A 26,157-nucleotide genomic window follows, 5' to 3' on the forward strand; every position below is an offset into this window, starting at 1 on the left:
CGGTTTTCGTCTTACCTGTTCTGGGGGACCAGCGCCTGCTGTAAATGGCGGGTCAGGCGACGCGCGGCCAGCGGCTGCGCATCGGGATTGCTTTCACAAAACGACTGACTGTCGATTCGCGTTTGTACACGCACGGTAAACAGCGGTTTAACCGGCGGAATCTGATACCAGCGGCTCTGTTTATCAAGCATACGCTGGCTACAGGTGATGTGAACCACACGCAGATCGCATCCGGCGCGCACCGCAATATTGGCTGCCCCGCGCTGCAGAGTCAGTGGATGACCGTAGCGGGTGCGGGTGCCTTCCGGAAAGATCAGGATATTGTCGCCGCGCGCCAGTCGCTGCTGGCTGTCCGGCAACAGCGTCTCCGCTTCACTGTTGATCAGATAGTCCGCGGCGCGGATCACCCCACGCATAAAGGGGTTCTTTTGCAGATCGGCTTTAACCAGACAATCCATCTCTGGCAGTACCGAAGCGATCATCACGTAGTCGATCAGTGATGGATGATTGGCGACAATCAGGCATCCGCGATCCTGTTGCAGCAGCTCTGCGCCTTCAATCCGGTAGTCATAGACCCCGGTCATCCGGCAGAATCGCAGAAAGCAACGGAAGCTAAAGGCGATAGCGCGTCGGGCCAGGAGGCGGCGGCGCAGCGAATCGCGCTGTACCAGCAGCAGCAGGTTGAAGCCAATCAGCGACAGCAGCAGTCCGCCTATGCCAAACAGCGTAAAACTCACCGCCGTCATCACCAGCCGCCAGCAATAGTTCATGCGGCTGCCGGTGTAGTGCGCCGGTTGTGAACAATCAGCCATGATGTCTCTCCCAGTGCCATGTCAGGCGTTCGCCCGGCAGGCTGAAGGTGGGCGATTCCGCCAGCCACTGCTGCAGAAAGCGCAGGCTTTGCGGTAACCCTGTTTCTGCCCTCTCCTCTCTGCCAGCACGGCCAGTGCAGTGCAGCTGGTCGCCCGGGCGCAGCAGCAGCGCCACCGCATAGGGAAAGTTCACACGCTGTTCCGGCAGCCACGGCAGATAGTAGTCAGGCACGATGCCGTCGAAATCGACCAGCAGTACCTGCTGATAACCCGCCTGATGCAGCGCGCTGACTTCGATCAATCCCTGCTGAAACGAGTCGACTCCGGCGGCGATTGAGGTGGAGACCAGTGGTGCTTTGGCTGCAATGGTCAGGCTGCCGACCGCCGAATTGTGAACCGACATGGCAAAATCCGTGGGTGACATTGACTGCTGATCGGCCAGGGTTGTGAGGATACGCAGATTACGTTCCAGTTCACCGTGACGACTGGTGAACACGATAGCGTCAACCTGCTGACGCGCAAGCAGCGCCAGCCCACACTCTACCGCCGCACGACTGCCGCCGCTCAGACGACGTGCTGTCATCATCGGTAAAAATTGCGGCTTTGCCATCGTCTCTTTAGGGTCTATGACGTTGCCCTGTTGCGCCCAGTGCTGCCAGCCCTCGCCCCCGTGTAATCCCGGAGCCAGAGCCTGCCAGTCGACCAGTGAGTAAGCGAGTCTCATCTCAACACTCTTTTTGTCATATGTGTGGCGTCGGCGTTTATCGGGGCGTCATCCCGGCCCTCTGCAAAAAAAGTGCCTCCTGGAAACCCTCTGCCGATTCCGCATCAGGCCTTCACGGTAGAGGGTTACTCAGTGGTTCAGCAATAGCAGCTCATCTGATTTGTCGGCCGGCTGCCGGAGATCTTTATGCTTTGATCGTCTGTCGACACATCATTGCGACAGCGCACGCATTACTGAGCGGCAAGAGCAGAGAGTCGTAACTGAATATCCTGATCGAGATTGGCAATCCAGCGGTTGTAGTTATTGTGGATCTCGCCCTGCTCCGCTTTCAGGTTCTCACTGCTGACATAATCGATGCGGTAGTTCTGGCTGGTATACGTGATGCGAATAGTCGCCACGAAATCACGCTGGGCCAGACGACCATTGATCACGCCAGGCGAAACGGGAGTCATCACCCATTTCCGGCCAATACCCGCTTCGATGATCGCCAGTTTCATCTGGTTGTCGCTGTAACGCTGAGTGAGCGTTTGATTCACGTTATGAATCGGCGCAGTGCGCGCACAGCCGGTTAATAACGCAGCGACCACGGCCAGCGTGCAAATAGTTTTTTTATTCATGATGAATCCCTTCTTTTATTTTTATATCAGTAAGTTAAACGGATAATCCGTCTCGCGCAGGTTAAGCTTTCAGTGCGCTTTTCCGTCTGGCTGGCTTAAAACCCGCGCATGATACCACCGAATGTAAAGACAGGTAAGCAGAAGTATGCATGGGTTTTAGGGGGTTATTTGGGGGATTAAAGCGGGGAATATACGCAGTCGCCGCGACAGCGCAGAGGCCGATCCCTGCCGCAGAAACTCTGGCTGCGGCTGGATCGGTCTGGGGATTACTGTGTGGAGGCGGGTGTCCAGCCACCGCCCAGCGCGCGGTAGAGATCGATCTGCGCCAGCAGCAGGTTATTTTTGACAGTCACCCGATTCAGCTGCGTTGAAAACAGGGTGCGCTGCGCATCCAGTTCATCCAGATAGGAGGCGTAGCCGTTCTGATAGCGATTGCGGGCAATGCGCAGCGCCTCCGTTACATAGGCTTCCTGCTTTTGCAGCTCCTGAAGTTGTGCCTCACGCTGCCTGATAGCGTCTATTGCATCGTTAACTTCCGAGAAGGCGTTGCGCACCACTTTTTCATAGCCATAAAGTGCCTGATTTCGCGTCGCCATTGAGACATCCACCTGCGCCGTCAGCGCTTCACGGTTCAGCAGCGGTGCCAGGATGCTGCCGCCCACGCTCCACAGCCGGAACGGATCATCCGCGAGCTGATGCAGAACCGAACTCTGCAGAGTGCCGGTCGCAGTGAGGTTAAGCCCAGGCAGCAGCTTAGCGCGCGACGATGCCAGGCTGGCATCTGCGGCCAGTAACTGACGCTGAGCCTGCACAATATCCGGACGGCGATTAAGCAGCTCTGATGGCAGCAGCGACGGCATCCGCTGCGGTGAAATCTGGTCAAACTGCTGACGACGGGCGATGCTGCGCGGGTTCATACCCACCAGAAGGCTCAGCGCATTCTCCTGCTGGGTGATCTGGTGCTGCAACTGAGGCATCTGCGCTTTGGCCGACTGATATTCCGAGGCGGCCTGCATCCACTCCAGCCTGGAGGTGTAGCCGGTTTCAAACTGACGCTGTGCCAGCTTCAGCGAATTGTTGCGGGTCGCCAGCGTCGCCTCCGTGACCCGCAACTGCTCATCCAGCGCGCACAGGTTGAGATAACCTGACGCCACCGAACTGGCGATGGTCAGCTCGGCGGCAGACGCAGCGGCCTGCTGCGCCGCTAAACTCGCCTGCGATGCGGTGATGCTGCTGCTGCGTGCTCCCCAGAGATCGACCTCGTAGTTCGCTTGTAATAAGCCCTGAAAAATATCGGTTTCATAGGGCTGGCCCGTCACTGACGAGAGCGTACGCTCCCGGGTCGCGGCCACACCGGCGCTCAGGGTCGGAAAGTTATCGCCCTGCGTGGCGCGCAGCTGGGCGCGATACTGGTCAACCCGGGATCGCGCCGTGAGGATATCGGGGTTATTGCGCAGCGCCTGCGTCACCAGCCGGTTGAGATTTTCATCATGAAAAGCGCGCCACCACTCCGCCTCCGGTGCAGCAGATGGCCCGACACTATTGCGCCAGGCGTCAGGGATCGGCAGAGAGGCCGGTGCCTTTTCAACCTGCGTGGCACAGCTGGTCAGAAGGAGTGCCAGTGCGCTTACCATTAAGCCGCGCCGCATCATGGCGCACCCTCACCAGCGGGTTGTGCGGCGGTGTCGATGTTGACTTCGACCGACATACCCGGGCGTAACTGATGCATATCCTGGCCATTGATGCGGATGCGAACCGGAATGCGCTGCGCAATTTTAACGAAGTTACCGGTGGCGTTGTCGGGCGAAATCGCGCTGAACTCTGAGCCTGCGGCCGGAGAGATAAATTCAACCTGACCCGTAAAGCGTTTGCCATCCAGCGCATCGACCCGAATCGTCACCGGCAGGCCAGGACGAATATTTGCCAGCTGGGTCTCTTTCAGATTCGCGATAATCCATTTGTGATTAGGCACCACCGAGGTCAGGCGCGTACCTGCCGTGACATAGGCGCCGGTGCGCACCGCCAGCTGGCCGAGCTGGCCATCATCGGGCGCGGTAATCCGGGTATTCGCCAGATCGATCTCCGCCAGCTCCAGCGCGGCGCGGGCGCTGTCGACATCGCCTTTCAGCGCGTCACGGTTAACGATGACGGTTTGCAGATTCTGCTGGGCGACGGCGATCTGCGCCGCAGCCTGACGAACCTGCGCCTGCGCCTGGGCGTCTGCGGCCCGGGCGGCGTCGCGCTCACGCACTGACAGGGATCCATCCGCCGTGAGATTTTCGACACGCTTCAGATCGAAGCCGCTTTTCAGCGCCTGTGCTTTGGCATTCTCCAGTGCCGCTTTATTGCTCTGGATGGTCGCTTCTGCGCTGCGACGCTGCTGCAGGTTATTGTTCAGCGCCGCCTGCTTCATCGCCAGCTGCGCCTGCGCCTGATGCACCCGCTGGCGATAGATACGGTCGTCAATCGTCATCAGCAACTGCCCTTTTTTCACCGGCTGCAGATCGATCACCTCGACTGAGGTGAGATAGCCATTAACCTGCGGGCTGATAAAGGTCACCTGACCGCGCACATAGGCATTCTCAGTGCTTTGTATTGCGCTGGTGAAGGGCCAGAGTTGCCAGGCGTAAAGAATAACCAGTACACCAATCACCACAATGCCGCTACCTGCGGCGATAGAAAGAATACGGCGGCGATTCGCGCGTTCGCGTTCCGCCGCCTGAAGCTCATCCTGCTGACTCATTGTTTCTCCGTTGATTCCTGTAATGCGGCCAGCTGTTGCTGCTCACGCAGGTTAAATTGCGCCTGACGCCAGTCAAGATAACGACGACGGGTCAAACGCCAGATCACCCACATCAGGGTGACCAGTGCCAGCGCGGCAGTTAACAGGTAGGTGTCGTTATAGGCGAGCACGTTGGCCTGCAGCGTGGCGATTACCTGTAACTGGCTGGTGCTCTGCGCGCCGCGCAGAACGTCGTCACCCACCAGCGAATTAAACAGCGCATTATACTGGCTGAGCCGTTCGGTGACGTTGGGATCGAGCAGTGAGAGCTGATCGCCCAGCAGGCTGGAGTGATATTTTTCCCGCCAGACCTGAAACGTGCCAAGAATAGCCGAGCCGATCAGCCCGCCGAGGTTCTGACTCATGCCAAACAGCACCACGAAGCTCACCAGATTTTTCGGCTGAGTCACCACGCTGCCAATGCCCATCAGCATCGCGGGCGCCATGAAAAAGGCGCTGCTGAAGCCCAGCAGAAACTGGCTGAAATACATATTGCTGGCGCGGGTCAGTGGACTGGATTGCGCATCCATCAGCGAGGCGATAATCATCACTACCAGCGAGGTAACAATCGGCCAGTTGAGATGATTGGGCTTGATAGTCAGCGCACTGGCGGCGATGCCCGCAATAACCCCGGCCATGATCGCCAGCGCCAGACCGCGCATTTGATCGTTCTGCAAGCCAATCTGCTGCAGAAAGCCGATTGCACCGGTGTTCTGTTCCGCCAGTACGATACGGATCATGATCATCACAATGCCCAGCCGCACCATCATGCCGCTGCTGAGCCAGCGGGTATTGATCAGCGGGTTGCGCCGGTTATGCTCAATGACAATCGCAGCGACAATCAGCGTCAGGGCGATCGCGGTACAGATACCGAGCCAGGGCGTGGTAAACCACCACTCAATACGGCCCAGCGTCAGTACGCCGCACAGCAGCGCCATACCGGGTGCCAGCAGGATAAAGGTGACGAAATCCATCTTTTCAAAGGTTTTGATGCGATCGCCCGGTGGCAGTTTCACCAGCAGTACCCCGCCCAGCGCAATCAGCGCCAGACCGAGTTCAAACAGATAGAGACCGCGCCACTCGTTGAGCTGCAGCAATTCCGAAGAGAATAAGCGGGCCAGCGGGATAGCCAGTTGCGATACCGTCAGGCCAATCACCAGCGCTTTCAGGCGATGTTTCGCAGGCCAGGCCTGTACCTGATAGTAGATGCCCAGAGAGCTGAGCGCCGCCGCCACCATACCGTGAGCGGTGCGCACAATGATTGCCGAACTGAGATCGTTGGCGAAGAGATGGAAAAACGCCACCAGTACATACAGCACCAGAAACGCCTCGGTAAAGACACGCAGGCCAAACTGCTGGCGGAATTTCACCAGCAGCAGGTTAATAGAGATGTTGCCCATCACATAGACCGCAGGCAGCCAGGCAATCTCATTCGACCAGGCACCAAAAGTCCCCTGCAGGTTGACCAGATTCGCCGTGACCAGCGCGTTACTCAGCGCACCGGTCAGCGAAATAAGTAAACCGATCAGGCCAAACGCCAGGCGTTTTGGCATCGGATGCAGCGGCGTCGAGGGCGATCCCGGCAGCATCGGTTTTTCGTGCGGCAACCACTCGCGTGCAGCGTAGGGATTTCGCTTTGCCACTGCTACATACTTCCCATGCGGCTCAGGAGTTGTTGCAATACGCGCTCGGTCACGGCCTGATCCTGAGGGTCAATATCGGCCAGCATTTCAGTACGGAGTGCGTCAGCCTCGGTTTTCACTTTGGCGAACGCTTCGTTACCCTTATCAGTCAGCACCAGGTGACGCTTACGTCGATCTTCTGGCGGCTGTACCCGCATCAGCAGTGACTGTTTCACCAGCCGATCCACCAGCGGTACCATGCTGGCATCTTCCAGCCCCAGCAGCTGTGCCAGCTCGGTCTGGGTCATGCGTTGCGGCTCACTGGCAATCAGCCCGATGGCCATCCAGCTGCTCATGCTTAAGCCGCTATCTTTAAGGTGACGATCCACCGCCAGGCGCCAGGCATGTGCGGTCAGATGCAATAAGTGGGTAAAGGTACGCGTGTGCTGAGACAAATGTTAGCAGCCTAATAGTAAGAGTTCTAATTGAGTGATGGCGTTATTATACGCAAAGCGAAACGCCAATGAAAAGCGTCCGGTCTGTTAAAAATTAGTGGATCGCGGCAGAATGTCCAGAGGCCGCAACCGGGAGCCGGATAACATGAAACAGGCATCAGCAAACTGGGTCGATCTGCGCCGTGACGCCGTCAGCGGTATTGAGGCGCTACGCGCCCATTTTACCGGACACGCCTATGATCCTCACTGGCACGACAGTTATCTGATTGGCGTGACCGAGCAAGGTGTACAGCAGTTTCATTCGCGGCGCAAACAGCATCAGAGCCGACCAGGCACGGTCTTTATGCTGGAGCCGGAGGAGCTGCATGACGGTGATGCCATCAACGACAGCGGTTTTACCTACCGGATGCTCTATCTTTCGCCGCAGCAGATTTCGCAGCACCTGGCTCCGATGCTGGCTGATAAACCCTCACTGCGTGAGCTACGTTTTGCCGCCACGCTGCGCGACGAGCGTCCACTGGCTTATGCCGTCTGCCATGCGTTTGATGCCTTGTGGCACAACCATCCCGACATCATCAAAGAGGCGGCGCTGGACCGGATGTTTGGGCAGCTCATCCCGCACCGGCAGTGGTCACTGCCCGCTCAGCCCCCGGATAAAGATGCCCGGCTGGCACTGCAGTCGCGTGACTGGCTGATTGCCCATCATGCGGATAATCCCGGTCTGGAGCAGATGGCGCAGCATCTGCAGGTGGATCGCTTCCGGTTATCGCGTCTGTTCCAGGCTCACTGGGGTTTGCCGCCCCACGCCTGGCTGGTGCAGTGGCGGCTGAGCCAGGCGCGTCGTCAGCTGGCGCAGGGCCAGCCCGTCGCCGATGTGGCAGCCGCGCTGGGTTTCGCCGATCAGAGTCACCTGGGCCGCTGGTTCAAACGCGCCTGCCAGCTTACCCCTTCCCGTTATCAGCACGCCTGCACAAATCTTCCAGACCTGGGTTAAGCCACTTGCCACAATGCGTTTTTTTAGTCAGGAGAAGCGCAATGCAAGACCCACGCTGTGTAATGATACTCAATGCCGCTCTGCCGCCTGGCAAAGCCACCAATGCTGCCGCCGTGATGGCATTAACCCTGGGACAGCGACATCCGGCGCTGGTTGGCGATACCCTGGAGGATGCTGAGAGGCGCCCTTCTCCCGGTTTGATCACCACCGGCATTCCGGTGCTGGCCGCGACTGACGAGCAGCTCAGTGCATTGCGGGAACAGTGCGAACAGGCTGAATACGATCTGGTGCTGTTTCCGGAAGAGGGCCAGACCACTACCGATTATCAGGCGCTGAGCGCCGTCCTGCGACAGCAACCGCGTCAGCAGTGGCGCCTGCTGGGCGTCGCCATCGTCGGCGATAAAAAAGCCCTGCGAAAGCTGACGGCAAAACTGGCGCTATTCAGCTAATCTTTTTGCGGGAAGCTGGTCATGGCTTCCTGTTTTTCCCCTCCTGCCCCTCGACCCCGCCGTTTGTACAGGTTACTTGTACAGCTTTCGCTTCGGAATAGTCCTCATAAGCTGCTGATAAATGTCAAATAGCACACTTTGTTAAAGAATCCGATTGTACAGATTGGGCTTCATTGTCTAAGTTTACTGCCACGAGTTGTCATGCGACTCTGTAACGAATGATGCACTTGCGTCGCCTCTGAAGGTGTCAGTGGATTTCCACCTTCAGAGGTTATTTTTTCTGTTCAATTTGTGACACTGGTACCATCGCATCTGTCCATGCGGTGGTTTTTTTGATCGCTTTTGTCCTGACATCCGAACCGGAATCGGGCTGTTCTGAAGGGCTTACACATGCAATATATTCTTCCCCGGACCAATCAGGAAATTGCTGATTATTTTAATCCTGCCGCCAATAAACCCGCCAGCGAGATGGAGATGCTGGGTATCCTGGTTGCAGAAATTTTGCAGTCAGGCATGCCAGTGAACAATAAAGCGATTATCTCAAAGCTTATTCATCGGCTGGAGCTGGAAAGCGACAGGGAATTGCTGGATATCTACCGACAGCTGCTTGAACTGGTGGTCCATAAAACCCCGGACGATTTTTCACTGTAGCATCGACTCCACGGAAGGAGTCATCCGCCTTTTTCTGGTATCTTCGCCAGTCGCCCGGTACTATCTGCCTCTCACTGTTTATCCTGATCTTCCCGCCCCTCGCGCGGGAGCAAAATAACTAAAGAGCCTGCAATACTTTATGACTCAAACCAATGATATTGCCGCAACCGACGTTGTGGCGGGCGATATCAGCGTAGGGCGCGTTCTGCGTTCGCCTGCGCTGCTGACCCGCGAATGCCTGGCCGGGGTGATTACCGCGCTGGCGCTGATCCCTGAAGTGATCTCCTTTTCCGTTATTGCCGGTGTAGACCCTAAAGTCAGCCTCGTCGCCTCGGTGGTGCTCTGCCTGACTCTGTCGATACTGGGCGGACGTCCTGCGATGGTAACAGCGGCTGCGGGTTCAGTGGCGCTGGTTATCGGGCCGATGGTCCATCTGCACGGCGTTGAATATATTCTGCCTGCGGTGGTGATGGGCGGCGTCATTCAGATTCTGTTTGGTGTGGCTGGTCTGGCGCGCATGATGCGTTATATTCCCCGTTCGGTGATGCTGGGATTTGTGAATGCGCTCGGGGTGCTGATTTTCTTTGCTCAGGTGCCGCACGTCTGGGGACAGTCATCACTGGTGTGGATCTTCTTTGCCGTCACACTGGCTATCGTGCTGTTGTTGCCGCGTCTGATAAAAAGTGTTCCTTCACCGCTGGTTGCCATTGTGGTAGTGACTGCCGTCGCGCTGCTAATGGGCTATCGCATGCCGAACGTGGGCGATGAAGGGCCGATGAGTCCCGGTCTGCCCGGTTTTAACAGCCTGCTGGTGCCACTTAACCTGCAGACCCTGCAGATTATCTGGCCCACGGCCCTGAGCATCGCCTTTGTCGGGCTGATGGAGTCACTGCTGACCGCCAAACTGGTCGATGACCTGACCGATACCCCCTCCAGTAAGCGTCGCGAATCCTGGGGCCTGGGCGTGGCGAATATTCTGGCGGGCTTTTATGGCGGTATCGCCGGGTGCGCGATGATAGGTCAGACCATCGTCAATGTTGAGCTGGGCCGGGCGCGCAGCCGGGTTTCCACCGTGGCCGCCGGTCTGGTGCTGCTGTTACTGGTGACCGGACTGAGCCGGATTATGGCGCAAATCCCGATGGTGGTACTGGCCGGGATCATGATGGTGGTGGCCGTGAAAACCGTTAACTGGCATAGCCTGCAACCCGCTACCCTGAAACGTATGCCGTGGTCAGAGACGCTGATTATGGTGCTGACGGTAGCGGTGACTGTCTGGACAGGTAATCTGGCACTGGGCGTTCTTGCTGGGGTAATCCTGGCTATGCTGCTGTTTGCCCGCCGTATTGCGCACGTTATTCATGCGGAGCGTCAGCTGAGCGAAGATGGCGAGTCGGTGCGCTATGTGGTGCGCGGCCCGCTGTTTTTCGCCAGCAGCAACGATCTGTTTGAGCATTTCGATTATGCCCACGACCCTAAAAAGATCACTATCGATTTAACGCACGCGCAAATCTGGGATGCGTCCAGCGTCGCGGCGCTGGATGGCATTGAGTATCGCTATCAGCGTTATGGTGCAGAGGTGACCATTGAGGGGCTGGACCCACGCAGCACGGACTTCCATCAGCGCCTGACCGGTAATTTCGGCTAAAAACGCCGTTCTGCTGCCTCTCCGGCAGCAGAACTCACTCAGCCTGTTGCCGCCGCGCGCGGTAGCGGCCAACCATGGTAATCAGCGCCTGGTAGATTAAACCGGCGTAGAGACTTGTCAGAATCGCCAGACCAGGCTCTTTGCCCTGCTGCTGCCATGACATAAACCACATGAATACGCCCCACAGTACAGAGAACACCAGCCACCCGCGGACGAACTTCATCATGCCATTCATAACGACTCCTCTTAAATGAAGCGCTACCTTAGCGCGCTCCGGCCTGAAACGCATTGCCAGCATGCACGAGTTGCGAGGCGTCTCAAATAATCGTCGACAATTTGCCATGCGTGTTGATGATTTAGCCCTGTCCGGGCGGTTTTGTTGCAATTCTCTATACTCAACGTTCCGCTTACCTGATCGGGGAATTACGATGAAACGTACTGCTTATCTGTTATCCACACTGGCTATCCTCGCCACGCTTACGGCCTGTGCACCGCCGCCACCGGGCAGAGATGCCCCGCCACCGCCACCACCTGGCGGGCAGCAGCCGGTGGGCGCACCCGGCGGCAGCGGCCCGGCAGGACAACCGCAGGCCTGACATTATTCTGCCAGCCTGCGTTGCGGGCTGGTTAATGCCGGAAGGCGCAGCCGCAGGCTGACATCTCACCCGGCAGCACTTTGCCTGCGTGAGAGTGACGCCGCTGTAATTGCCCCTGCTCTTCAGCACTGCTGTTGCCTGCCTGCTGTCCCAGCCAGCGATCCAGCGCGCGGCCAGCGATCTGCCGGATGTCAGGTGACCAGCTGGTAAGATGCCAGGTTGAGCTACGGGCTTCCTCACTATCACCAAAACCTGCCACTGCCAGATGGATACCCTGACCAAAATCCCGAATCGCCTGCATTGCACCAAAGGCCATCAGATCGCTTTCACAGAAGAGTGCCTGGATACGCTCAGCAGCACGTGTCTTTTTCAGGTAAGACATCATCGCCTGATAAGCGCAGTCGCGATCATCACTCCCCACAGTCAGTTCGGCGTTCAGCGCCATGCCTGCCGCCAGCAGAGAGGCGCGATAGCCCTGTTTTTGCGCCAGTTCGCCTGGCTGACCCTGCATAAAGCCAAACCGCTGATGCCCCTGTTTAAGCAATAATTCCGCTGTCACTTCACCCGCCCGCAGTGCATCCCCCTGCAGCTCAGGCTCAGCGTCAATCTGAAGCACCGGCAAATGGCAGGCATCAGTTAAGCGGTTACCGGGGAGTAACAGCAAACCACGCAGCCCGAGCGGTGTAGCCTGCCGGATGAGTGTGGTTAGTGTGACGTCGGTTTCGGCACTCAGTAGCACCGAGATAACACCGCGCGCGTTAAGCTGGCGCATCACTTCGTCCAGCATTTTTTGTTGATACGGATTGAGCAACTGACTGGCGACAACACCGATAACCGTAGGGACCGCCGGTTCAGTTAAGTCAGGTGTGGAAGGTGTAATCATTGGCATTAATTCTCTGCGACGGCAAACAATAGCCACCACAATACGGTAAACCACAACGTTTCAACAGGTTACAGAGTTCGACACAGGCCGCAAAAATGAGTGAAATCGGATGTAATTGGAATAGATCGGCAGAAACCCAAAAGGGATAAGGCTGGCGTTAACGTAGATGAACGTAAATGCAGGAGAGGGACCGGGCAGCAGGAGTTGAACCCGCATCGTCAACCCGTTAAGAGTTGCAGTAATACCTTTATACCATGCCCGAATGGCGTGCCTGGAAAAGCCGCGCTATGTGAACAAGAAGCGTAGTACGACTTTCTGACCAGGCAAGCGCAAGCGGCAGGTATTTTTGCAACCGTCGTATGAAATCAAAAAAGAGGTGCTGCTGCCTGTAGGCATTGATTATTCAGCTAACCTTAAGTTTCAGGCAGCCTGTTCCGACCGGGACTTATGGCCAACATTTTGCAGAGGTCAAGACTATGCCGTCAGGACAATTTTACGTGGTTGATCAACCCGAACTGAATTTTACCGCCAATTATCATATTGATACGGTTAATGATAAACCCTACCCCTCGCGCATGGTACTGGAGATCCGGAAGCAGTCACAGCCAACCGACGCCTTTGATGATATCAGCATCGGCCATGAAGTGACCTTTGTCTCTTCCAGTGGTGAGGCGCAACGGATGGTGCTGGTGAGTGACACTGATGATGAGCTGGTATTCAGCTCCCGGGGCTGATGCCGGCTTATACCGCTAAACGGAGGTTGCAGTCGCCATATCCGCCAGATAGCAGGCACAAAAAAACCGCCCTTGGGCGGTTACGACATTACTGCATATTGCTTTTATTTTATTAGATTTTCTTCGGCAGAAATATGGTGCCCGGGGCGGGACTTGAACCCGCACAGCCTTACAGCCGAGGGATTTTAAATCCCTTGTGTCTACCGATTTCACCACCCGGGCAGGGTGTAACTGGAGGCGCGTCCCGGAGTCGAACCGAGGTACACGGATTTGCAATCCGCTGCATAGCCACTCTGCCAACGCGCCTTAAACTGATGTGCCGTCAGGTTAACCTGACCTGCGAATCTGGAGCGGGAAACGAGACTCGAACTCGCGACCCCGACCTTGGCAAGGTCGTGCTCTACCAACTGAGCTATTCCCGCAATTCAGCAATTTCGTCGAACCTGCTGATTTTATTTATCTTCTGGCAGCCTGGCTGCCGTTCGATGCGATGCATTCTACTTAGATGACGCAATGAGTCAATAAAATTATCCTCACAGCGCGTCCGTTTGCTGCTTTTTAAATCGTATCGATCACGGTTCGAGCAGATCGCCGCGCGCGGCGCTTAAATACTGGAACATAGACCAGAAAGTCAGCACGGCAGCAATGTATAACGCCACCACACCAATCGCCACGACGGTGGCATCAGGACGCCACAGCAAGGCAAACAGTGAGAACATCTGGGCAGTGGTTTTCACTTTACCAATCCAGGAAACCGACACGCTGCTGCGTTTACCAATCTCCGCCATCCATTCACGCAGCGCAGAGATAATGATCTCGCGTGCAATCATGGTGGCGGCGGGCAGCGTAATCCACCAGGCGTGGAAATATTCCGCCACCAGCACCAGCGCAATGGCCACCATCACTTTATCCGCTACCGGATCGAGAAACGCACCAAAGCGTGTCGTCTGCTTCCAGCGGCGCGCCAGAAAGCCATCAAACCAGTCGGTGATGGCAGCAAAAACAAAAATCAGTGCAGTCGCCAGCGGCGCCCAGGTGAACGGCAGATAGAAAGCCAGCACAAAGAACGGGATGAGCACGACTCGAAACAGGGTGAGACACGTCGGGATGTTTAATTGCATATGCCGGTAACTGTCTGGATATAGGTAGAATTTAGCCTATGTTCCTACATTGCCCCCCCCGTTTCAATGCTAGTGTTTCAACGAGTAGTATATTTTTTCTGCCAGAGCATGTGAGATACCGGGTACATTGGCGATCTCCTCCACCGACGCGTTCATCAGCGGTTGCAGGCCCCCCATGTACTTAAGCAGTTGCTGACGCCGTTTCGGCCCCACCCCTTCGATGCTTTCCAGTGCGCTGGTGTTCTTTACTTTGGCCCGTTTTTTACGGTGGCCTGAAATGGCATGATTGTGAGCGTCATCACGAATATGCTGGATCACATGCAGCGCTGGCGCATCGGGTGGCAGCGAAACGCCCTCACCTTCCGCTTCAAAGAACAGCGTCTCCAGTCCGGCTTTACGATCGCTGCCTTTCGCTACGCCGAGTAAAATCGGCCGGCTTTTGTCCCAGGGCACATCCAGTTCCGCGAAGACCTGCTTCGCCTGAGACAGCTGGCCCTTACCGCCATCGATCAGAATTACATCCGGGATCTTATCTTCTTCAATCGCTTTACCATAACGGCGGCGTAGCACCTGATTCATGGCGGCGTAGTCATCACCCGGCGTAATGCCGCTGATGTTGTAGCGACGATAATCGGCACGCAGCGGACCATTCTGGTCGAACACCACGCAGGAGGCGATGGTCTGCTCACCCATGGTATGACTGATATCGAAACACTCCATGCGTTTAATTTTGTCCAGCTCAAGAAACTCCGCCAGCGCCATCAGCCGCTGATGAATTGTGGAGTGCTGTGACAGACGCGTGGTTAACGCCGTCGCGGCGTTGGTGCGCGCCAGTTTGAGATAACGGGCGCGATCCCCGCGCGGCTTGCTCTGAATACTCACCCGACGCCCGGCCAGCTCACTGAGGGACTCTGCCAGCAGTTCACGCTCTGGCAAGGTAAAGTCCAGCAGAATATCGCCAGGCAGCGTACGTGCCTCGCTACCCTGCAGGTAGAACTGCCCGACAAAGGTCTGAACGACCTCAGCCAGATCGGTATCGACGGGCACTTTCGGGAAGTAGCTGCGGCTGCCTAACACTTTGCCCTGACGGATAAACAGCACGTGGAGACAGGCCATGCCCGCTTCATAAGCCACACCCATCACATCAAGGTCATCGCCCTGATTCGAGACAAACTGCTTTTCGGTGATACGTCGCACAGCCTGAATCTGATCGCGCAGGCGTGCCGCCTCTTCAAAGCGCAGGCCCATGCTCGCCTCTTCCATCCGTTTGACCAGCTGGTTAAGAACCTGATCGTCTTTACCCGCCAGGAACAGGCGCACGTAATCGGTCTGCTGTGCATACTCCTCCTCACTGACCAGTCCCGCGACACAGGGACCCAGACAGCGGCCAATCTGATATTGCAGACAGGGCCGGGAGCGATTGCGGTAGACACTGTTTTCGCACTGGCGGATAGGGAAAACTTTTTGCAGCAGTCCCAGCGTTTCACGCACCGCATAGCCGTTGGGGAACGGGCCAAAGTATTCGCCTTTGGCATGCTTTGCACCACGGTGCATCGCCAGTCGCGGATGAGTATCGCTGCTAAGAAAGATGTAGGGGTAAGATTTATCGTCGCGCAGCAGCACGTTGTAGCGCGGCTGGTAGAGCTTGATGTAGTTATGCTCAAGCAGCAGCGCTTCGGTTTCGGTGTGGGTTACGGTGACATCGATGTGCTGGATATTACTAACCAGCGCTTCGGTTTTGCGGCTGCCGACCTGAGTGCGGAAGTAGCTGGTCAGACGCTTCTTCAGGTCTTTGGCTTTGCCCACATAGATGACGGTGCCTGAGGCGTCATACATGCGGTAAACACCGGGCTTGCTGGTTACCGTACTCAGAAAGGCTTTGGAATCAAAAACGTCATTCACTACTGATTAACGGCTCCGCATTATAGAGGCCATGTCGAATGGCCAGATGCGTTAACTCTACGTCGCCACTGATATTCAGCTTGCTGAACATCCGGTAGCGGTAACTGTTAACGGTTTTAGGACTGAGATTTAACTGCTCGGAAATTTCCGTCACCTTTTGTCCACGGGTGATCATCAGCATAATCTGCAATTCCCTTTCCGACAAACAGCTGAAGGGGGATTCCGCTTTTTGTGGCTCAATCTGGCTCAGCGCCATCTGCTGGGCGATATCTGAAGCGATGTAGCGCTGTCCGGCATTGACCGAGCGAATCGCATTGATCACCTCCTGCGGCGCAGCCCCTTTACTGAGGTAGCCTGCAGCCCCCGCCTGCATCACTTTCGCAGGCAGCGGATTTTCCGTGTGAATGGTCAGCATGATGATTTTGATATCGGGATTGTAACGCACGATTTTCCGCGTCGCCTCCAGTCCACCGATGCCCGGCATGTTCATATCCATGAGGATCACATCAACCTGATTGGCACGGCACCACTTAGCGGCATCCTCGCCACAGTTGACCTCTCCGACCACGGCCAGACCTTTGACATCCTCCAGGATGCGACGGATTCCGGCACGGACAAGTTCATGGTCATCAACAAGAAGCACACTGATCAACGGGGAAACTCCAGAGGCTAAAAAAAGAGGAATCAATTAACGAATACAGGCGATAATCATACCCGCTTTTACCTCAAAAGCACATCAACAAAGCAAAACAGTCGACGCTTCGCATAACGATTTCCAGCCCCGTGCAGCCAGCAACAACAGAGATTTCTTACAACCGACAGGCGTACTGAATAATCCTTAAACTCTTACTATTTCATGGCATTAACACCAGACTTTGCTGTGCCTTATCGCTGCAGGCCCTTGTGATATCTGGCCCGGCAACACCTGTAATTACTTTCAGCGATTGATTAGTTGTACTGGACAAACCAGCTGTTTATAGCGAAGCGAACCGGCTGCTCCAGCAACTTACTGACCCTGTGATATACTCACGCACTGCTGTTCGGACAGATTGCCGACACATTGTCATTCACCAAGGAGAAACGCATGAGCGATGAAGATTTTGCAACTTCGCAGGAAGCCCGGAAATTAGCGGATGAAATCGCGGGTCTGAAGATGATGATCACCCTGATCCTGAAAGGTATGGGCCAGGCTGATGCCGGCAAAGTGATTATCAACATGGAACGCTATGTACAGACGCTGGGCGACAAGCCTCAGGCGGAAGTATTCAGCAATACCATTAAGCAGATCAAAACAGCCTACCGTCAGTAAGCTTGCTTGCCCCCACAGCCGCGGGGGCAAATTAATTAACTGTGCGCCTGCCAGTTAACCGAAACGCCCAGCGTAGGCAGCACCTCTTCCGGACTAAAGCGCCGCGTTCCCCGATACTTTTCAGCCAGCGCTGGCTGAACCACCGGAATACGGATCGCAAACAGATTATCTTCTGACAGAATAAGTCCCGGCGTCAGCGGCTCATACACCACCTGATGCTCTTCAAACATCTTCTCCAGCATCGGCGTTGCCGAACTGATGATGTATTCCATACCGTTCAATTCTGCCAGCTGCACGGCGTGCCAGAGAATATTCAGTGGCAGTTCAGCGTCCACATCCAGCCGTGCCGAGAAGCGCGACATTTCCCACACTTTCTCATGGCTGAAAGGCAGTACGATGCCTTCACTCAGTTCAGGTTCGAACCAGGGCATCAGACGCGCACAGCCGCTGATGCCCTCCCGCGCATTCCATGCGATCAGCCAGGTGACATCTGAACGATCGTAGCGATCATATTCCTGTCCTGGCGTGCTCAGACGTGGCGGAATTGACCACCCTTCGCCGCGCGCAAAGACGCTGTATCGGTAGCTGCCGAGTTCGGCAAGCAAAGAGGATGGCATATCCTTTAATTGCGTTTGCACTATTTTCATCATGCGCCTCTGACATCCCCATGTTTGCAATGATTTCTTTGCGCCAGCCTGGCAAAGTCCCGGCGCAGAATAGACAACAGACCTGTGCAAAGGAACAGCTAAATGTAGCCGTTGCTTAATGTTCAGATCAGTCCGATTGCCGCTGCATAGCAGGCAATCTGCGTTTTATTGGAAACATTGAAACGCTTTTGCATATTTTTTTGGTGAAAGTTAACGGTATGTTCAGAGATGGATAAAATAAGTGAAATTTCGACCGCCGTTTTTCCTTCGGCTGTCCATTTCAAAATTTCCAGCTCGCGCTGACTAAACTCTTTTTTTAGTACCATCATTGCATCATCGCTAAAGCGTTCCAGCGTATCCAGACTTAGTTCCGCTAAAAGGTGTAGTTTCACCTCCAGCTCAGCATGGCAGAGCTGGACAGAAATGGGCTGTTGCGACGATATAGATAATATACCAATGACGCGATTTGGTGCCATTGCAGAGCAAGAAAATCCGCTCTGCAGCCCATATTCTCTCGCCTCATGCCACAAATTGCCGGCGTCAGCGAACAGTTCCTCCGTCCACGCCATGCCTCTGCCCGGTCGCTGACACAACCTGAGCACCGGATCGACAGCGTAATAATTCTGCTTCTCATAGCGTTTAACCCATAGTTTGGGATAGGTGCTATGTAAATGAATACGCGGTCGGGTAAAAGGCACCGGGTGCTGAATCAAAAAGGCAAAATAATCGAAGCCTAATGATTCAATAAATTGTTGCAATAACGGCTTCAATTCAGAAGAAACCGTTAATGCCTGAAATTGTTCTTTCGCCTCAGCTCGCCAGGCGAAATAATTTTCAGTACTCATATTGCCTCAGCGTTAATTTCACTCGCCCTTCCGGTAATATTCATTCAGATTCATCGGATAAAATAAATTTGCAGAAGAAAACTAATTTATCGTTCAGGACGAACCCGTCCCGATCTACAGCGCATTTAACCTTTCACCGTTGGAGCGGAGTGAAAAAGTGTTCCTGCCTTTACAAGGTGAGGCCGATCACAGCAATTTCAATCACCCCAGAAGAATAAGATTTTTCTGATGGGATTTCAATCCCTGACCTCCAGTGCAATTTTTTCTCAGACTTGAAAAGTCTGCTGAAAATATTGAATCGCGATGCTGATTGTTGGGTAAATAACGAGTAAACAAGGCGTTAATTACTCCATTATAAGCGAAGCGGCAGTGGCAAATTTCTGACATATTTTTTATCAGGAAATAAGACCGGCTCTGTCATTGCAGCCATCAGGACAGGCTTCGTCAGACGTCCCCGCAGCCCCTGTGGCGTCTGCTGAGGCAGCTAACCGGCTTGCTGACCGCGCCACGCGCTTGCCGGTGAAAGACCTGTCCCGGTTTTCCGTGGCAGCCCTGTAAGCATAACGATGTGCTGTTTAATAAACCTTTTCGGGTCTCCCCTGCCCGACCGTGCTCTGTACCCGTCGATTCACATCCTGCTGTGGTTTATCCACTTATCTGACTGCAAATACCTGATCCAGGACAGCGCGTCCGTAAAAGTCGCCTTTACTTACTCTGCTGTCTGACCGCAATACGTTGCGGAGATCACTATTTACGGCGTAATGCTCAGCACTGACTCTATTTTAATCAGTTAAATCACTTTCCCGATAGTCACGCAACTAAATCATCTGAAAATAAATTTGCAGGTAAAATCCGTTCTTTTCTTAATCACGCACTTTTTTATTTATGCGATACCTTTCCCTTATTTCTGCCAGCGCAATCATGAAATAATTTCATCATGCCGCCAACAAGCGCTGAGCAAATGACGCTGAGAATCTGCACAAGGGTTTTATCCCGCAGGCATCGTTTTATTCTTACAAATGGCCCTGAAATCGGTTTTTTTAGGAGCATCCAGACCTGTTGTCAGACTATTTCAGTAAGGGATCAGGTTCAGCAATGATAACTGGATGGGTTTTACTGGCACCATAAGAACATTTCTTAATCAAACACGGTATTAATCCTGTCTGATGATTTATCGGCAGTAGCCTGCACCTCGCATACCCAGATGAAAATGTGAGGCGTGAGCGGCGTTATAGTCCGGCCCCAGCGCATTGCCGAATACCTCACAGCCGCCACGCCACAGCGTATGAAGCATTGCCGCTTTTTCTTCCGGCTGTTGCCAGTGACGACTGACCTCAAGCCGCTGGCCATCAGCCAGCTGAAAGCCTGTCACATCCCAGGCATCGGCGGTGGCATGTTCACTGAGCCGCCCCTGAGCACGATGATAAATATTACGGCAGGCGTAACTGCCGACATGGGTAATTCGTACCAGTGGACTGTGCATCTCTCTGGCGGTCTGTTCACGACTGCGCAGAGCATACATGGTGCTGGCGACGGCCATAGGACAGCTGGCCAGAAAGCTGCTGCTGAGGCTGACCGGGCCAAATTTCTGAACCCGCAGCGGATGACTGAGCGGACAGTGACCCGTGACGTCCGGACGCTCGCTGAAGCTGACCCAGCCCGCCTGTTGAGCGCGGCGCATCACCGCCAGACATGCGTCGGGATCGCTGGCCAGCCTTTTCATCTTAATCTGCGTCATCCAGCCCGGCGGATCGGTAACAGAGAGTGGCGTAAAGGGATTAAACTGCGGCGGCAGATGCTGCTTAAGCCAGGGTAAGCTGACCCATCCCAGCGCAAGCAACAGCAAAAACAGGATAAGCGTGCGCATAGTCCCTCTCGCAGGTTGATGATTAGCAAACAAAAAGTGTAGAAGCCCATCGCCCTTTACGCCGCCTGACTGACATAACGTGATGAATAATTACCCAGACTGACGAAGGTTTGAACAAAACCGCGCTTTATTGCTGCTTCCGGGACGGCAGGCATCACAATTGGTAAAAAAGCGTTACCCGATTCCGGCTCTCTTCCTCTATCTTATGCCGACTTGCCCTCAGGCAGACGCCTTGACTAACAGCCAGCAGAGCTGAACACAACATCACGACAGGAAAGACAATTCTATGGTTGATCAATCTAAAGAAACCGCAAGCACCCACGAAACGCCCGATAAACTCCAGCGCAATCTGCACAATCGTCACATCCAGCTGATCGCCATTGGTGGCGCTATCGGTACCGGCCTGTTTATGGGTTCCGGTAAAACCATCAGCCTGGCTGGCCCCTCGATCATTTTCGTCTATATGATCATCGGTTTTATGCTGTTCTTTGTGATGCGCGCCATGGGGGAGCTGCTGCTCTCCAACCTTGAGTACAAATCCTTTAGCGATTTTGCCGCTGATCTGCTTGGCCCGTGGGCCGGCTACTTTACCGGCTGGACCTACTGGTTCTGTTGGGTGGTAACCGGCATTGCCGACGTGGTGGCAATCAGCGCCTATTTCCAGCTCTGGTTTCCGGGCTTCTCGATCTGGATGAGCGCCCTGCTTTGCGTGGTGGTTTTTCTGGCGCTCAATATTGCCACCGTCAAGCTGTTTGGCGAGATGGAGTTCTGGTTTGCGATCATTAAAATCGTCGCCATTGTGGCACTGATCGTAACCGGGATTGTGCTGGTATCGATTCACTACCCCTCACCGGGCGGCGGCACAGCGTCACTCAGCAACATCTGGGATCACGGCGGCATGTTCCCGAAAGGCCTCAGCGGCTTCTTTGCTGGCTTCCAGATTGCGGTGTTTGCCTTTGTCGGCATTGAACTGGTGGGCACGGCAGCGGCTGAAACCCACAATCCGCATAAAGTGTTACCGCGCGCGATTAATGCGATTCCGTTGCGGGTCATTATGTTTTACGTGCTGGCGCTGATGGTGATTATGGCGGTAACGCCCTGGACCCAGGTGATGGCCGATCGCAGTCCGTTTGTTGAGATGTTCGTTCTGATTGGTCTGCCTGCTGCTGCGAGTATCGTTAACTTTGTGGTGCTGACTTCTGCCGCCTCCTCAGCCAACAGCGGCATCTTCTCCACCAGCCGTATGCTCTATGGCCTGTCGCAGCAGGGTGTGGCCAGCCGCGCCTTTGGCCGACTCTCTGCCCGTGCGGTGCCGACTACCGGCCTGTTTTTCTCCTGCCTGTGCCTGCTAATTGGTGTGGCGTTGATCTACCTGATCCCGGATGTGATGAAGGTCTTCACGCTGGTGACCACCGTCTCGGCCATTCTGTTTATGTTCGTCTGGACCATCATTCTGTGCAGCTATCTGGCCTACCGTAAAAAGCATCCGCAGCGCCATGCGGAGTCGGCATTTAAGATGCCGCTGGGCAAATTCATGTGCTGGGTCTGCATGGCATTCTTCGCATTTGTGCTGGTGCTGCTGACGCTGCAGGAAGATACGCGCCAGGCGCTGATGGTTACGCCACTCTGGTTTGCCATGCTGGGTGTCGGCTGGATGCTGCGTAATCGTCGTAGCCGCTAATCGGTAATATCATGAAAAAAGCCCGGTCAGATGACCGGGCTTTTTTTTTACAGGCGATCGCCCAGCGCAGAGAAAATGGCGGATAAAGAGGGGCGTTCATAAGGTAAGCGCTGCGGCCGGGGATCGGGCTGCTGAGGCGTGCCCAGACCAAAGGTGAAGGTATACTTATCGCCTTCGCCCATGCGCAGGTCGGCAATCGTCGTCTGCCCGTCCTGCTCCCGCAGCGCGTAGAAGCCGTGGCTGAACCAGGCGACACGTTCTGCATACCAGCTGCCCCGAAAAGCGTCGAATAGTTCAGGATGACGCGGGTACCACGCCACCTGCAGTGGCCGTGAGGGCGACAACAGCGACCAGTAAACTTCGCCATAGCGATCCGGCGTCATAATCACGCTGCGCCATACCAGCGTATTAAAGGCCGTGGGCGTCACCAGCACTTTATTGTCCGGAATACCCTGCTCCGCCAGCGACGCTCTGATCTGCCAGCCTGCGACGCCCTGAATCACCACACTCCAGACCAGATAAAGGGTACTCAGCATCAGCCCGAGCCGGTTTCCGCGCAGCCCTTTATCACTGCGCCGCCAGAGCGCGACGCCCAGGCCTGCCAGCAGCGGCAGCGTATAGAGTGGATCGACGATGTAGATACTGCCGATGGCATAAGGATAATCGGTGATCGGCAGGCCAAGCTGGGTGCCATACACCGTCATCAAATCGAGCAGCGGATGGGTAATCAGCGCCAGCCAGATGGCAGGCCACCATGCTGCCCACTTCACCCGCTGACGAAACAGACCTGCCACCAGCCATGCAATCAGTGGCGAGAGCAGCGTGAGCCAGAGCAGCGCATGCGTTTCCGTGCGATGCAGGGTCATGTTGCGTATCGCATCGCCATGATCAAGAAAGACATCGAGATCGGGTAAGGTGCCGCAGACGCCGCCCACCAGCGCGGCCTGCCAGACCGGTACCCGACGTCCCATCACTGCGACACTGACTGAGGCACCCAGCACCAGTTGCGAAACAGAATCCATTGATTAACTCCGTACCTGAACCGTGGATGTATCCTGAATTAGCGTACGCGAATCCCTTCGATGATCATGCGCTGCACATTATCAACAGCCTGATCGAAAAACGCCGGATCGCTCAGCGTCTGGCCGGTAACGGCCTCAACCTGAGTGGCAAAATCGGCGTAATGCTGCGTGGTGGCCCACAGCATAAAGATCAGATGCTGCGGCTGTACGCCCGCCAGTCGTCCTTCATCAATCCAGCGTTCAATAATTGCCGCTTTGTCATCCACCAGCTGCTTAAGATCGCCTGCCAGCTCTCCTTTCAGAAGCGGAGCACCCTGCAACATCTCCAGACAGAAGAGCCGGGAAGCCTGAGGATGATCGCGCGACACTTCCAGCTTCAGCCGGATGTAGCGACGAATCGCGACCAATGGATCCTGATCGTGCGCCAGCGCGCGCAACGGTGCCAGCCAGACATCCAGAATCTGCTTAAGCACTGCCACATAGAGCACTTCTTTAGAGGGAAAATAGTAGAGCAGATTGGTTTTAGAGACATCGGCCAGCTCGGCCACCTTATCGAGGCTGGTGCCGTGAATGCCAAACTGTGAGAAGAAGGTTAATGCCGCTTCCAGTATGGCGGCCCGCTTCGCTGCGACCGCACGCGAACGTCGCGTTGGCTTTTTTTCATCGGTATTCACACGTTTACCTCATCCTTCTGGTGTCAGCGCATCATAGCAAAGGGATTCATCGCTGCCCAATCCGCGCCCTGCACCTTTTTTGCTCAGCCTGCATGGAAAATGTGCAGCGAATTTTGACCAGACGGTCTGAAATGGACCAGTTACTCCACTTACCTCTTTCGGGTTAACTTTAACTCACTGTTATTTAAAACAATAAAAAAAGTGGCACACAGTTTGCAGAATTGTGACTGAGCGCGGCCCACACGGACGATGCAGGATGCAGTGCAGCGCGTGAAACACCTTTCCCCCATCGCAACGAGGTTTCACATGAAGATAGGCGTCTTTATTCCGATTGGTAACAATGGCTGGCTGATTTCGTCCAATGCGCCGCAGTACATGCCGACTTTTGAACTGAACAAAGCGATCGTGCTGAAAGCAGAGCATTACCATTTCGATTTTGCGCTCTCGATGATCAAACTGCGCGGCTTCGGCGGAAAAACCGAGTTCTGGGATCATAATCTCGAATCGTTCACCCTGATGGCAGGCCTGGCCGCCGTGACATCGCGCATTGAGATCTACGCCACCGCCGCCACCCTGACGCTGCCTCCGGCGATTGTGGCGCGCATGGCGTCCACCATCGATTCCATTTCAGGCGGTCGCTTTGGCGTCAACCTGGTGACCGGCTGGCAGAAGCCGGAATATGAACAGATGGGAATGTGGCCTGGCGATGAGTACTTCAGCAGCCGCTACGCTTATCTGACCGAATACGTTACCGTGCTGCGCGACCTGTGGGGCACCGGAAAATCGGACTTTAAAGGTGAGTTCTTCACCATGAACGACTGCCGGGTGAGTCCGCAGCCGCAGCGCCCGATGAAGGTGATCTGCGCCGGACAGAGCGATGCCGGTATGGCCTTCTCTGCTCAGCACGCCGATTACAACTTCTGCTTTGGTAAAGGTGTTAACACGCCTGCCGCGTTCAGCTCTACCTCGATTCGCATGAAGCAGGCCGCTGAAAAAGCGGGCCGCGATGTCGGCTCCTATGTGCTGTTTATGATCATCGCTGCTGAAACGGACGAAGAAGCGCGGGCGAAGTGGGAACACTACAAAGCAGGTGCGGATGAAGAGGCGCTCTCCTGGCTCACCACTCAGAGTCAGCAGGACACCAAATCGGGCAGCGACACCAATGTGCGCCAGATGGCGGATCCGACCTCGGCAGTCAATATCAATATGGGCACCCTGGTGGGGTCGTATGCCAGCGTGGCGCGGATGCTGGATGAGGTTGCGCAGGTCGAAGGCACCCACGGCGTGCTGCTGACGTTTGATGACTTCCTGCAGGGTATCGAGAACTTCGGGCAGCACATTCAGCCGCTGATGGCCTGTCGCAGCGCCCTGCTCGACGCACAGCAGGAGGTGGCATGATGGCTACCGTTTATTGTGCTCACACGCCGGATGTTCCCCAGGTTGAACTGCCGGCGCGGCCAGAGCCGATCGCCTTTCCGCCTGGCCAGACCGCGCTGATTGTCGTGGATATGCAGAACGCCTACGCCACTGAAGGCGGCTATCTCGATCTGGCGGGCTTCGATGTTTCCGCCACCAAGCCGGTGATTGCGAAAATCCATCAGGCGGTGACGGCGGCCCGTGCGGCAGGCGTTCAGATCATCTGGTTCCAGAACGGCTGGGACAGTGACTATGTAGAAGCGGGCGACGCCGGTTCCCCCAATTTCCACAAATCGAATGCCCTGAAAACCATGCGTAAACGGCCTGAACTGCAGGGGTCGCTGCTGTCAAAAGGCGGCTGGGATTACGCGCTGGTCGATGAACTGGTGCCGCAACCCGGTGACATCGTGCTGCCGAAATCACGTTACAGCGGCTTCTATAACACCCCGCTCGACAGCATGCTGCGCAGCCGCGGGATCCGTCATCTGATGTTTACCGGCATCGCCACCAACGTCTGCGTTGAATCGACGCTGCGCGACGGCTTCTTTCTGGAGTACTTCGGCGTGGTGCTGGAAGACGCCACTTATCAGGCCGGCCCGCCCTTTGCTCAGCAGGCTGCCCTGTTCAATATCGAAACCTTTTTTGGCTGGGTATCGGATGTCGATACCTTCTGCGAAAGCCTGAATGCCCGCTAATCCACGATAAGGAC

General features: G+C 55.4%; 27 protein-coding genes and 4 tRNA genes. 10 read left to right on the plus strand and 21 right to left on the minus strand.

All coding sequences use genetic code 11. The features are described 5' to 3' along the window. Positions 1-11: 11 nt before the first annotated feature. From ACXKZD_RS12340 to ACXKZD_RS12370, 7 genes are all read right to left on the minus strand, one after another. Positions 12-812, minus strand: coding sequence for a lysophospholipid acyltransferase family protein (locus ACXKZD_RS12340; RefSeq protein WP_022625895.1), 801 nt, complete (start codon positions 810-812; stop codon positions 12-14). Continuing rightward, positions 805-1,536: a beta-ketoacyl synthase chain length factor gene (locus tag ACXKZD_RS12345; RefSeq protein WP_488981640.1), complete on the minus strand. Its 732-nt coding sequence runs from the start codon at positions 1,534-1,536 to the stop codon at positions 805-807. Before ACXKZD_RS12345 ends, ACXKZD_RS12340 begins: the two co-directional genes overlap by 8 nt. Before the next feature lie 230 nt (positions 1,537-1,766). Beyond that, entirely contained in the window at positions 1,767-2,153 is a 387-nt protein-coding gene (locus ACXKZD_RS12350; protein WP_010669813.1) for a hypothetical protein, read from the minus strand. A gap of 266 nt (positions 2,154-2,419) precedes the next feature. Further along, the gene (locus ACXKZD_RS12355; RefSeq protein WP_374197796.1) at positions 2,420-3,805 is read right to left on the minus strand and encodes an efflux transporter outer membrane subunit; all 1,386 of its coding nucleotides are present in this window, start codon (positions 3,803-3,805) and stop codon (positions 2,420-2,422) included. Further along, positions 3,802-4,896 carry an HlyD family secretion protein gene (locus ACXKZD_RS12360; RefSeq protein WP_010246464.1) on the minus strand — a complete coding sequence of 365 codons (1,095 nt, stop codon included), beginning with the start codon at positions 4,894-4,896 and terminating at the stop codon, positions 3,802-3,804. Before ACXKZD_RS12360 ends, ACXKZD_RS12355 begins: the two co-directional genes overlap by 4 nt. Next, positions 4,893-6,578 carry an MFS transporter gene (locus ACXKZD_RS12365; RefSeq protein WP_029518976.1) on the minus strand — a complete coding sequence of 562 codons (1,686 nt, stop codon included), beginning with the start codon at positions 6,576-6,578 and terminating at the stop codon, positions 4,893-4,895. Before ACXKZD_RS12365 ends, ACXKZD_RS12360 begins: the two co-directional genes overlap by 4 nt. Before the next feature lie 2 nt (positions 6,579-6,580). Beyond that, positions 6,581-7,012: a MarR family winged helix-turn-helix transcriptional regulator gene (locus ACXKZD_RS12370; RefSeq protein WP_488981641.1), complete on the minus strand. Its 432-nt coding sequence runs from the start codon at positions 7,010-7,012 to the stop codon at positions 6,581-6,583. 145 nt (positions 7,013-7,157) lie between these two features. On the opposite strand from ACXKZD_RS12370, the gene ACXKZD_RS12375 reads away from it, so the two are divergent. From ACXKZD_RS12375 to ACXKZD_RS12390, 4 genes are all read left to right on the plus strand, one after another. After that, positions 7,158-8,006, plus strand: a complete 849-nt coding sequence (locus ACXKZD_RS12375) for an AraC family transcriptional regulator (protein ID WP_488981642.1) — start codon at positions 7,158-7,160, stop codon at positions 8,004-8,006. Positions 8,007-8,047: 41 nt separating this feature from the next. Then, positions 8,048-8,455, plus strand: a complete 408-nt coding sequence (locus ACXKZD_RS12380; protein WP_010246471.1) for a DUF2000 domain-containing protein — start codon at positions 8,048-8,050, stop codon at positions 8,453-8,455. A gap of 390 nt (positions 8,456-8,845) precedes the next feature. Beyond that, a complete protein-coding gene (locus ACXKZD_RS12385) occupies positions 8,846-9,106 on the plus strand; it encodes a biofilm/acid-resistance regulator YmgB/AriR (RefSeq protein ID WP_010246474.1) in 261 nt (86 codons plus the stop codon). Between the two features lie 139 nt (positions 9,107-9,245). Continuing rightward, complete coding sequence (locus ACXKZD_RS12390) at positions 9,246-10,751, plus strand: SulP family inorganic anion transporter (RefSeq protein ID WP_010246475.1); 1,506 nt, start codon at positions 9,246-9,248, stop codon at positions 10,749-10,751. Between the two features lie 34 nt (positions 10,752-10,785). Here ACXKZD_RS12390 and ACXKZD_RS12395 read toward each other — a convergent pair whose 3' ends face one another. Beyond that, positions 10,786-10,986, minus strand: a complete 201-nt coding sequence (locus tag ACXKZD_RS12395) for a DUF6404 family protein (RefSeq protein WP_010246478.1) — start codon at positions 10,984-10,986, stop codon at positions 10,786-10,788. Positions 10,987-11,179: 193 nt separating this feature from the next. Here ACXKZD_RS12395 and ACXKZD_RS12400 point away from each other — a divergent pair, with 193 nt between their 5' ends. Beyond that, entirely contained in the window at positions 11,180-11,347 is a 168-nt protein-coding gene (locus tag ACXKZD_RS12400; protein WP_010246480.1) for a hypothetical protein, read from the plus strand. A 31-nt stretch (positions 11,348-11,378) separates the two neighbouring features. On the opposite strand, the gene ACXKZD_RS12405 is transcribed toward ACXKZD_RS12400, so the two are convergent. Both ACXKZD_RS12405 and ACXKZD_RS12410 read right to left on the minus strand, forming a co-directional pair. Then, the gene (locus tag ACXKZD_RS12405) at positions 11,379-12,230 is read right to left on the minus strand and encodes a substrate-binding domain-containing protein (protein ID WP_427053243.1); all 852 of its coding nucleotides are present in this window, start codon (positions 12,228-12,230) and stop codon (positions 11,379-11,381) included. A 189-nt stretch (positions 12,231-12,419) separates the two neighbouring features. Then, positions 12,420-12,492, minus strand: a tRNA-OTHER gene (locus tag ACXKZD_RS12410). A gap of 235 nt (positions 12,493-12,727) precedes the next feature. Between ACXKZD_RS12410 and ACXKZD_RS12415 the strand changes: the two genes are divergently transcribed. Next, a complete protein-coding gene (locus ACXKZD_RS12415; protein ID WP_223565690.1) occupies positions 12,728-12,964 on the plus strand; it encodes a hypothetical protein in 237 nt (78 codons plus the stop codon). A 135-nt stretch (positions 12,965-13,099) separates the two neighbouring features. Here the strand turns inward: ACXKZD_RS12415 and ACXKZD_RS12420 are convergent. The 6 genes from ACXKZD_RS12420 to uvrY all read right to left on the minus strand — a co-directional run bounded on the left by ACXKZD_RS12420 (position 13,100) and on the right by uvrY (position 16,639). Beyond that, positions 13,100-13,186 (minus strand) — tRNA-Leu (locus ACXKZD_RS12420). Between the two features lie 10 nt (positions 13,187-13,196). Next, a tRNA-Cys gene (locus tag ACXKZD_RS12425) sits at positions 13,197-13,270 on the minus strand. Positions 13,271-13,310: 40 nt separating this feature from the next. Further along, positions 13,311-13,386, minus strand: a tRNA-Gly gene (locus tag ACXKZD_RS12430). Between the two features lie 150 nt (positions 13,387-13,536). After that, positions 13,537-14,085 (minus strand): CDP-diacylglycerol--glycerol-3-phosphate 3-phosphatidyltransferase, encoded by a 549-nt coding sequence (pgsA, locus tag ACXKZD_RS12435; protein WP_010246604.1) that lies wholly within the window; start codon positions 14,083-14,085, stop codon positions 13,537-13,539. 69 nt (positions 14,086-14,154) lie between these two features. Beyond that, the gene (uvrC, locus tag ACXKZD_RS12440; RefSeq protein ID WP_022625905.1) at positions 14,155-15,987 is read right to left on the minus strand and encodes an excinuclease ABC subunit UvrC; all 1,833 of its coding nucleotides are present in this window, start codon (positions 15,985-15,987) and stop codon (positions 14,155-14,157) included. Then, a complete protein-coding gene (gene uvrY, locus ACXKZD_RS12445; RefSeq protein ID WP_010246608.1) occupies positions 15,980-16,639 on the minus strand; it encodes a UvrY/SirA/GacA family response regulator transcription factor in 660 nt (219 codons plus the stop codon). Before uvrY ends, uvrC begins: the two co-directional genes overlap by 8 nt. 432 nt (positions 16,640-17,071) lie before the next feature. Between uvrY and ACXKZD_RS12450 the strand changes: the two genes are divergently transcribed. Continuing rightward, positions 17,072-17,296 (plus strand): DUF2594 family protein, encoded by a 225-nt coding sequence (locus ACXKZD_RS12450; RefSeq protein WP_003849983.1) that lies wholly within the window; start codon positions 17,072-17,074, stop codon positions 17,294-17,296. Positions 17,297-17,331: 35 nt separating this feature from the next. Here ACXKZD_RS12450 and ACXKZD_RS12455 read toward each other — a convergent pair whose 3' ends face one another. The 3 genes from ACXKZD_RS12455 to ACXKZD_RS12465 form a co-directional block, all read right to left on the minus strand. After that, positions 17,332-17,943, minus strand: a complete 612-nt coding sequence (locus ACXKZD_RS12455) for an acyl-homoserine-lactone synthase (protein WP_029518973.1) — start codon at positions 17,941-17,943, stop codon at positions 17,332-17,334. A gap of 122 nt (positions 17,944-18,065) precedes the next feature. Then, a complete protein-coding gene (locus ACXKZD_RS12460) occupies positions 18,066-18,788 on the minus strand; it encodes an autoinducer binding domain-containing protein (protein ID WP_124889838.1) in 723 nt (240 codons plus the stop codon). A 1,171-nt stretch (positions 18,789-19,959) separates the two neighbouring features. Continuing rightward, entirely contained in the window at positions 19,960-20,655 is a 696-nt protein-coding gene (locus ACXKZD_RS12465; protein WP_010669801.1) for an extensin-like domain-containing protein, read from the minus strand. Between the two features lie 286 nt (positions 20,656-20,941). On the opposite strand from ACXKZD_RS12465, the gene cycA reads away from it, so the two are divergent. Next, a complete protein-coding gene (cycA, locus tag ACXKZD_RS12470) occupies positions 20,942-22,336 on the plus strand; it encodes a D-serine/D-alanine/glycine transporter (RefSeq protein ID WP_010246617.1) in 1,395 nt (464 codons plus the stop codon). Positions 22,337-22,383: 47 nt separating this feature from the next. On the opposite strand, the gene ACXKZD_RS12475 is transcribed toward cycA, so the two are convergent. Beyond that, entirely contained in the window at positions 22,384-23,358 is a 975-nt protein-coding gene (locus ACXKZD_RS12475) for a metal-dependent hydrolase (protein WP_010246619.1), read from the minus strand. A 38-nt stretch (positions 23,359-23,396) separates the two neighbouring features. Beyond that, a complete protein-coding gene (gene rutR / locus ACXKZD_RS12480; RefSeq protein ID WP_003849991.1) occupies positions 23,397-24,032 on the minus strand; it encodes an HTH-type transcriptional regulator RutR in 636 nt (211 codons plus the stop codon). 306 nt (positions 24,033-24,338) lie between these two features. On the opposite strand from rutR, the gene rutA reads away from it, so the two are divergent. Together rutA and rutB are read left to right on the plus strand one after the other, a co-directional pair. Continuing rightward, entirely contained in the window at positions 24,339-25,430 is a 1,092-nt protein-coding gene (gene rutA, locus ACXKZD_RS12485; protein ID WP_010669800.1) for a pyrimidine utilization protein A, read from the plus strand. After that, positions 25,430-26,143, plus strand: a complete 714-nt coding sequence (rutB, locus tag ACXKZD_RS12490) for a pyrimidine utilization protein B (protein WP_010246624.1) — start codon at positions 25,430-25,432, stop codon at positions 26,141-26,143. Before rutA ends, rutB begins: the two co-directional genes overlap by 1 nt. Positions 26,144-26,157 lie beyond the last annotated feature (14 nt).

This window comes from Pantoea sp. ABR1s (genome assembly GCF_057812235.1).